The sequence below is a fragment of the Deinococcus sp. JMULE3 genome, from assembly GCF_013337115.1.
In the GTDB taxonomy this organism is placed as follows: Bacteria; Deinococcota; Deinococci; order Deinococcales; family Deinococcaceae; genus Deinococcus.
Genome location: NZ_SGWE01000005.1, coordinates 63,928 through 72,500, shown reverse-complemented (window position 1 = coordinate 72,500; position 8,573 = coordinate 63,928). Strand labels below are relative to the sequence as shown.

Sequence of the window (8,573 nt, the reverse complement as noted above, 5' to 3'; positions counted from 1 at the left end):
CCGTGAGTTTGATCTCCCACACCTGCCCCGCGTGGAGGCGCTGGGTGACGGTCACGCCGAGCTGCCCGAACATGCCGTCCACGAACGCCATCAGGTGTGCCTCCCCGACCGGGAGTTCGCCGCGCAGGGCGTCCGGGTCGAAGCCGCTGGAGTGGCGCAGCAGGTCGTCCTGTTGCCGCGCGGCCTGCCGGGCGCGTTCGAGGGCCTCCTCGATGCGGGCCTGCGTGCGGCTGGGCGTGTGCGTGGCAGCCTCGGCCAGGATGGTGCTCACGTCGAGGAAACTCGCGACCTCACCGACGATGTCCTCCTGCAGGCCCTCGCGGTACTCGTCGGCGACGGAGGCGAGGTCGGCGGCGACCGCGTCGAGCCGCGCGTACATCTGCCGCAGGATCTCGTCGTCGAGGCTGCCCGACACGCTGAGGTTGAACACCACGACCGGCCGCTCCTGCCCGTAGCGGTAGAGGCGCCCGACGCGCTGCACGAGCCGCATGGGGTTCCACGGCAGGTCGTAGTTCACGAGGACGTGGCAGCGGCGCTGCAGGTTGAAGCCCTCCCCGCCGGCCTCGGTGGACACCAGGAACTGCCCGGATTCCTCGAAGTGCGCGATGGCCGCGGCGCGTTCCTCGAGGGTCTGCCCGCCGTGGATGACGTCCACGCGGCCCGGCGCGAGCCTGTTCAGGGTCTGTACGAGGTACTCCTGCGTGGAGCGGTACTCGGTGAAGATCAGCACCCGCTCGTCCGGGTTGCCGGCCAGGATGCCGCCGATCAGGGTCTGCGTGAACGCCTGAAGTTTCGTGTCGTGCGCCCGCAGCCCCCGCGCGAGCCCGATCAGGCCGCGCAGCATCTCGGTCTCGCCGGAGAAGAACTCGCTGCGGGTGCCGCTGACCTGCTCTTCAGCCTCCACGAACGGGCCGCCGTCCGGGTCGTCCGGCTGGGCGGGTCCGGGCTGGACGGCTGCCCGTTCCTGGCGTTGCAGGCGCAGCAGGCGGCGTTCCAGGGCGCCCTGGATGGCCGCCACACTGGACGCGGCGAGCTTGCGGTAGATCGTCATCACGAACCCGATCGCGATGGCCTTCTGGTTCTCCCGGCTCGCGTCGTACCCGTGCCTCAGGTAGCGGCGCAGCGCCCGGTCGAACACCTCTTCCGGCTCGTTCTGCGGCGCGGCGACCGCGCGGGTGACCTTCCCTTTGAAGATGAAGTTCCCCTGCGCGTCGGTCACGTCCGCCTTGCGGTTGCGGATGACCAGCCCCGCGAGCAGCTGCGGTTCGAGGCGCAGCCGCGCGATCCGTTCCCGCCAGACCGGGCCGGGCCGCAGCAGTTCGAGGAGCGCCTCGAAACGGTCGATGTTCCCCTGGTGGGGCGTGCCGCTGAGCAGCACGACGTTCTCGGTCAGGGCGCGGAGCGTCGCGGCCAGCGCGTAGCGTTCGGACGTCTGGTACGTCAGGCCGTACAGGCTGCGCGACAGGCGGTGCGCCTCGTCGAACACCACCACGTCCCAGCGGCCCGACTGCCGCACGAGGTCCAGGTGCCGCTCGTGCTTCAGGCGGTCCATGGAGGCGATCACCACCTCGAACAGCGGCCACTGCGCGGGGTCGCTGATCTCGAAATCCTGCCCGTAGATCACCGCCTGCGTCATCCCGAAGCGGGTGCGGAGTTCCGCCTGCCACTGCCGGGTCAGGCCCGCCGGGACGACCAGCAGGAAGCGGCGCAGCCCCCGCGCCCGCAGCGCCGCGAGCAGCAGGCCCACCTCGATCGTCTTGCCCAGGCCGACGTCGTCCGCGATGAGCCAGTTGAGGTTCCCGCTCCGCAGGATGCGCTGCACGAGGTGCAACTGGTGCGGCAGCGGGTCGATGTCCACCTGCGCCAGTGCGCCCGTCGTGCGGTGCCAGTGCTGCAGCGCCAGCGCCAGGTGCCGCAACCGGAAGCGCTCCGCGAAACCCGCCAGGGGCGCCACGCCCTGCTCGAACAGCGCCTGGGCGCTCCAGACCGGCACGAGCTGCTCCCACGGCAGCCACTGCCGCTCCCCGGCCGCCCAGAATTCCACCAGCGCCTGTTCCCGCCCGCCGAGGGTCCGTACGTCCAGCACGCGGCCCTCCCCGAGGGACGGACGCAGGCTGCGCGGCTGGTCCTGCACGACCTGCCCGGCACTCAGGCCGCAGCGGACGGCCGCGCGGGCCACGCGCGTCACCTGCCCGGACGGCCACGTCACGACCAGCCGCCCCCCCTCGTGCCCGGTGACCGTGCCGGTCTGCCCGTCCCGGACGCCCGTGACGAACGCCCCGACCGCCGGGAGGATCACCGGCCCTCCCGCGTGCTCAGCCAGTAGTCCAGGTCCACGTCCGGCTCCGCCCGGTCGAGAATCGCCCCGAGCCGCTGCGAGAACGCCGGCAGGGACCGTGGCGAGCAGGCCACCTGCGCGTACTCGTAGAACCGTTCGAGCAGCAGGATCATGTCGTCCAGGCACGGCACGCCCGCACAGCGACGGATCAGGGCGATCCCCAGCTCCCACGGCAGGCTGTCGTACCGGGCGGTGTACGGCGACTGGTAGTGCGTCTGGTCATGCCAGTACGCGCGCAGCTGCAGCAGCAGTTCGAACTCGTCGGGCGTCATGCCCCGCGCGATCTCCCGCTCGATACTCTCCCGCAACTGCCCCCAGCGGTCCCGGTCCAGGGCGTCCGCGATGAGGTGGAAGCCCTGCTCCCAGTCGTACCGGTCACTGATCCGCACCGCTTCCCGCTCGGCCCGCTGCCGCCGGGTCAGGCGTCCAGTCGCGGGCTCCGGTAGGGGCTCCCCGGGTTCCGGCGTCGAAGGACGCGTGACCGGGACGGGCGGCAGCGGCACGCCCCGCACCGGAGGCAGGAGCGGCGCGGGCCGGACCACCGGCTGGGAAGGGCCGGGACCGGCCAGCGGACGCGGCGGCGGCGTGGTCGGCATGGGTGGCAGCGTCATGGGCGAGGGGGTCACGGGAGACGGGGTCACAGGAGGTGGCCGGACGGGTGCTGGAGAGACGGGCGAGGGCAGGCTGAGCGCCGGAGTGGTCAGCGGCAGCGTCTCACGCGCGGCGGGCGGGACAGGCGGACTCACGACCGGACCCGTCTGCATGTCCGGTGCGACGGGAGGCAGCGGCGCCGGACGCAGGGCCGGGCTCGGGGCAGCCACGTTCTGTACGGGCACACCCGGTACGGGCAGACTCTGTACGGACGGACGGGCCACCGGGGCCGGGCGGACCGGTATGGGCTGAACCGGCGGCGGCACGGGCAGGGGCGCGTCCGGGCCGGGCACAGGGTCAGTCGCGGGACCGGGCCGGGTGGACGCCGCGAACGGCTGTGCTGGTGGGACCTGCGTCGGTCGAGTCTGCGTCGGTCGAGTCTGCGTCGGTTGAGTCTGGGTCGGTCGAGTCTGGTCTGGGAAAGCCAGGGGCGTGACGACCGGTGGTGTGCTGCCCCCGGTGTGCGCGGCCACCTGACGCAGGGTGTCCACGGTGCGCGCCCCGGCAGGCCAGGTGGCGCACAGGACCGTGAGGTCCTCCTGCGCGGCCTGCAGCTCCTGCCGGAGGCCCTGCAGTTCCGTCCAGAGCCGCTCGGCCCCGGCGCGGCGCGGCCACACGTTCCGCTCCCAGGTGTCCGGGTGGGGCGGCAGCCCGTAGCGGGCGCTCAGGTCCGCCCACGCCCGCTCCCAGCTGCCGGGCTGTTCCGGAGGCGCCTCGACCCGGCCCACGAGCGCCTTCCACTGCGCGTCCAGGGGCTGCAGGCGCCGGTTGAACGCCGCGAGTTCATCCTCGATCAGGGTCGCGATCCGTCGGGGCGACGGGGCCGGAGTGAACCCCAGCGCGGCGGCCTGCACGGCGTAGGTGTCCCTGGCGTCCAGCAGGCGCCGCTGGGCACGCTGGACCGCCGAGGGCCGCGTGCCCGCCAGGGCGTGCTCCGCCTGGATGACTGCCGCGGCGTGCGGCTGCAGCAGTCGCAGCGGGCCGAGGACCGACGCCGACCGGTCCTTCTCCGCCTGCACGGCCGCCGCGACCTGCGCCTGTTCCGGGGACGCGTGGGCCACCGGGTTCCCCCGGGTGCGTGCCCAGGCGGCCAGGGCCAGCGTGAGCTCGCCGGGCAGGGGGCCACTGACGAGCGCTGCGAGGCGCAGCCCGTCCAGGCCGGGACCCGCCCAGCTCGCCAGGTCGTCGAGGGTCCGGCGTTCCCTCTCGCGAAGCGCGTCGAACCGGTCGAGCAGGGTCCGCGCAGCCGGACGCTGCTCAGGCGTCAGGTGCGGCGCCGTCCACGGACCGGAGCGGTCCACGCGTGCCGGTGCAGGTGGCGGGACCGGGAGCAGCGCCGGGAGGGCCGGATCAGCGTCCGGTCTGGCCGAGACCGGCGCTGCCGGTGTGGTGTCCGGTGCGTGGCGCGCGGCGGCTTCCGTCACCTCTCGCAGCGCGGCGACGTGACGCGTCCCGGCGGGCCACGCCGCCCACAGGGGCGCCATCTGTTCCTCCAGGGCCGTGAGGGCGGCGCGGGCCTCCAGCCAGCGCCCGCGCAGGGCCGCGCCCCTCTCCCGCCCGGCCCACAGGTGGTGCCAGTGCCCGGCGGTGACCGGCACGCCCGCTGGTGGCTCAAGCGCGACTGGCAGCTGAGGCTGGGCGGGGTCGGTGGGGGGCGTCCGGCTGACCTGCTCCGCGAGCCGCAGGGCCTCCTCGCCGGTTACGCCAGGCCCGGCCCAGTCCTCGAGGGCCTCCAGGCACATGGCGGCCTGCGCGGCGACGGCGGCGTGCCGGACCAGCAGGTTCCGCGCGGCCGCCAGATCGCTCTGCGTGAGGACCGCGCCGGGTGCTGGCTGGTCCGGTTGCTCCGGCGCGGCGATCTCATACGGACTCCGATTGAATGGCTGACAAAGCCGTTCAATCCGAGCGGAGCGAGCAGGAGAGAAACGGGTTCCGGACGTGGAGTTGACGGATCGGTGGTGTTCCGATCTGTCAACGAAACAAACGGAATCCGTATCAGCCTGCCGGGCGGCGCGCTGCAGCTGTGTCAGACGCCCACTCAGGACGTCCAGCAGGGCGAGCTGTGTCTCTCGCGTGCGGGCCAGCCGGTCCTGCTGTGCACGCCGACGCTGCGCCTCGCGCCTCTCCTGCTCACGCCGGGCCGCTGCTCGCCGCGCCGCCTCGTGCCGGACGCGCGCCTCGTGCAGCCGGGTCCGTTCCAGCGCCTCCGCCCGCACCTGCAGGACGGTCACCAGCGCCGCGCGCCCTGACTGCCGAGCGGCCTGCTCGCGCGCCGCGTGCTCCCGTGCGGCCGCGTCACGCAGCGCGCCGAGCTGCCGCGTGACCTCCGCCGGATCGCGCAGGTGCGCCGGGAACGACGCGAGGTGACCGAGCAGGGCCGCCGTGGCGTCCTGTTCGCGGCGCGTGGCCTCCTCCAGCCGTTCCCACAGTGGGCGCGCCTCCGTACGCCGCGCCTGGAGGTCCACCCAGCGGTCCCAGGTGGGCAGCGCGTACACCTGCTGCGCCGCGGACCAGCTGGACGCCGCCTGCTGACGCGCCGTGCGGATCGCGGCCCGCGTGCCCTCGTCCTGATCCCCGATGGCCCACAGCGCGGTCTGGGCGGCGTGCTGCCGCCGGGCGAGGTCCTGCCGCTGCTCGTTGAGTCGCGCGTGTTCCCGCGCGACCTAACCGGGGAGGTCCGCCGGGTCCGGGACGGGCCGCACGCCCTGCTGCCGCGCGCAGAACTCGTAGGCGAGCAGGGCCGCCGCCTCGTCCGCGCGCGCCTGATCCACGGCCCGCTGCAGCGCCCCCGCCTGACCGGACACGGCGTTCCACAGCGTGGCCAGCCCGCGCCCCTGCGTCGCCGCCTGCCGGGTGAGGGCCTGCGCGAGCTGCGCCCGGACCGCCGTGAGCCGGTTCGCGGTGGGACCCAGCGCCGCCAGCGCCTTCACGCGGGCCGCGTCGCGGTCGTGCGCGGCCCGCCGCGCCTGGATGGCCGTGAGGTCCGAGGTCCACTGCTCGCGCTTCGCCTGCCGGTCCTCCAGTTCCTGGTGGAGCCGTGCGAGGCGGCGCTCCGCGTCCTGCTGAGCCGAGGCGGCGTCCGTCACCTGAGCGGGCAGCTCGCCGGTGTGCAGCAGCGCCACGACGCTCAGGGGCAAGTCACCGCCGGCCCAGGCACGCAGGGCCGCGCGGCAGGCCGCGAGCTGCCCTGCGGCCTCGTCCCGCTGTCCGGCCAGGGTCTGGAAGGTGTCCAGTTGCGGACCGTCCGGCGTAACCACCGGTTCGGGTGGCGTGACTGACACGGGTGGCATGACCGGTCCGGGATCGTCCGTCCGGTGCCGTGGGTCCTGCTCCGCGCGGGTCAACTTCTGGGACGCCTGTTCATCGTGATCCCATCGTGTCACGGGGTCGCGTCAGGTGCTGACGCACATGTGGCCCCGCCGCGCCTCATGAGTGACACTGATGCCCGATGAGCGACACTGGAGCGGTGAAGCGGCTGCGTGGAACGGACGGTCGGCGCCTGCCCGCCGGGGACGCGCGCCTGAACGTGACCGCGCGGGGGGGCGCCGCGCCCTCACGTCGCTGCTGGATCAGGAGGCCGTGCGGGCCTTCGTGGACGCCGAGGGTCAGGTGCTGGACGCCGACATGCGCCGCGCGGAGACGGACGAGACCCTGTCAGTGGAGGCGCAGGGGGGCCTGATCCGGTCCGTGCTGCTGCGGCAGGCACTGCTGATCGGCCTGACGGGGTACGCGGCCGCGCCGGACGCCGAGGTGCTCAAACTGCTGTTCGACCTCTCCACGACCCTGTCGGGCCTGGATTCGCCCGGCGCGGCATGGTCCGGCGCCCACCTGTCTGCCGAGCTGGCGTCCGCGCTGGCCGCGTCAGGCCTGGGGGACCTGGAGCGCGTGCCGCTCCTGCCCGGCGAGGACCATCACGCGGTCCGCCTGCTGCTCGACCGGGCCGACGCCCCTGACGAGGTGCTCGCGCGGCTGCGCTGGGCCGGGTACCGCCCGCCGCCGCTTCCCCGGTCGCCCCTGAATCCCCTGCGGGCCGCCCTGACCCCCCCGGCGACCCGCGTGCCGGAACGCATCCCGGCCGAGCAGGACCTGCGCCGCCTCGCGCACAGCGCCCTGGAGGGAGAACGGAACGCCGCGCTGCTCCTCCTGACCGTCAACGCCCGCGACCGGCTGGAGAACGCGCCGCTGACCAGCGTGCTGGACCTGACCCTGGTGCTGCTGCTCACCCTGGAACGCCACCATCAGGCCTCCGGCACGGACGACGCGGTCACCCGGCACCTGCGGGCGCAGCACGCCGACCTGCACGCCCAGCTGGGGGAACCGCACCTTCCGCGGACCCTGCGGTTCCGGCGCCAGCCGCACACCGACCTCCCCGGCCGCACCCGCGACGCCCGGCGGCGCCTGCGGGCGCTGCGTGCGGCGCGGCAGGGCCCCCCCAGTCCCCTGGGGGCGCTGAGTGTACAGGCGCTCCAGGCGTCCCTCGATCACCTCGACGCGCGGCTCGCTCAGGGCGTGGACCCCGAGACGGAACCCGACCTGAAGGCGCACCTGATCCTCACCGCGCTGCAGGCCCTGACCTCCGTGGCCCGCGCGCCCGGCATGCGCCTGCCGGTCCTCGTGGAGACCGCCACGCGCATCTGGGACCTCGATCCCCTGTGGGCGTGGCAGGCCACGCAGCCGCCCGACACCGGCGAGGGGCTGCTGCACGCCGAACTGGGCCAGTGCGTGCAGGCCCTGACCGCCGCGTCGCACCTGACGGGCACCCCGCAGCAGGAGCGGGCGCGCGCCGCGCTGCGCCTCGCGTGCGGGCACCTGCTCGCCGTCGTCCGCCGCGCCGGGCTGCGCCTCCCCGGCCAGTCGTTCCTGGAGGCGTACCTCCAGCCGTTCGGGCCGCTGCAGGCCCTGCCGCTCACGCCAGCGCAGGAGGGGAAACTCCGCCGCGATCTCGCCGTCCTGCTGGCAGAAGCCGCCGCGCACGAAGCGGCAGACGCACCCGCCCCGCCCGACGAGCCCGCGCCGTCCCGCCCCTCCCATGCCCGGCAGGACGCCGGGGCCGCCGCGCCATCCGCCTTGCCCGCGCTGCCCGACGAGGCGACGGGTCACTTTCCGGCGCACGTTCAGGCCGCGCGTACCCTGCTGGGTGGCCGCCGGGTGGTGCTGCTGGGCGGCGTGCCGAGCGCTCCCCACCGCGCCGCCCTCATCCGCAGCCTGGACCTGCGGGAACTCGACTGGATCGGCAGTGACGAGTACGCCCACGGCACCCACGCCCGCGCGCACGTCACCGCCGACACGGCCGTGGCGATTCTCGCCATCCGCTGGATGGGCCACGCGCACAATGCCCTGCGGGACGTCGCGCAGGCCATGCAGGTCCCGTACGTGATGCATCCCGGTGGGCTGTCGCCGTCCAGCGTCGCGTGGCAGGTCATGCATCAGGCCAGCCGGCAGCTGACGCGCGAGCGCGGCTGAGCGGCGCGCCGGAAAGGGCGAGGGGGGGCTCCACGAACTGGACACCGCTGTGAACTGGTCACTCCACGCCCGGACCCCACGGCTCTCCCGTCCACATCCAGGTGCGTGGTAGCGTGGGGGG

General features: G+C 74.3%; 4 protein-coding genes (1 of these 4 running past the window's edge). 1 reads left to right on the top strand and 3 read right to left on the bottom strand.

The features are described 5' to 3' along the window. From EXW95_RS19230 to EXW95_RS19220, 3 genes are all read right to left on the bottom strand, one after another. Positions 1–2,299, bottom strand: partial view of a DEAD/DEAH box helicase gene (locus tag EXW95_RS19230; RefSeq protein WP_174369126.1) — the 5' portion only. The gene continues 440 nt to the left of window position 1, outside the view; 2,299 of the gene's 2,739 nt are visible here — the first part of the coding sequence; it begins with the start codon at positions 2,297–2,299; the stop codon falls past the left edge of the window. Then, positions 2,296–5,484: a hypothetical protein gene (locus EXW95_RS19225; protein ID WP_174369125.1), complete on the bottom strand. Its 3,189-nt coding sequence runs from the start codon at positions 5,482–5,484 to the stop codon at positions 2,296–2,298. Before EXW95_RS19225 ends, EXW95_RS19230 begins: the two co-directional genes overlap by 4 nt. Positions 5,485–5,652: 168 nt before the next feature. Next, positions 5,653–6,279, bottom strand: a complete 627-nt coding sequence (locus tag EXW95_RS19220) for a hypothetical protein (RefSeq protein ID WP_174369124.1) — start codon at positions 6,277–6,279, stop codon at positions 5,653–5,655. Between the two features lie 151 nt (positions 6,280–6,430). Between EXW95_RS19220 and EXW95_RS19215 the strand changes: the two genes are divergently transcribed. Further along, complete coding sequence (locus tag EXW95_RS19215; RefSeq protein ID WP_174369123.1) at positions 6,431–8,452, top strand: hypothetical protein; 2,022 nt, start codon at positions 6,431–6,433, stop codon at positions 8,450–8,452. Positions 8,453–8,573: the final 121 nt, after the last annotated feature.

Coding starts and splice junctions, on each gene's coding strand:
- EXW95_RS19215 (WP_174369123.1), top strand. CDS start 6,431: ATGCCCGATGAGCGACACTGGAGCGGTGAAGCGGCTGCGTGGAACGGA.
- EXW95_RS19220 (WP_174369124.1), bottom strand. CDS start 6,279: ATGCCACCCGTGTCAGTCACGCCACCCGAACCGGTGGTTACGCCGGAC.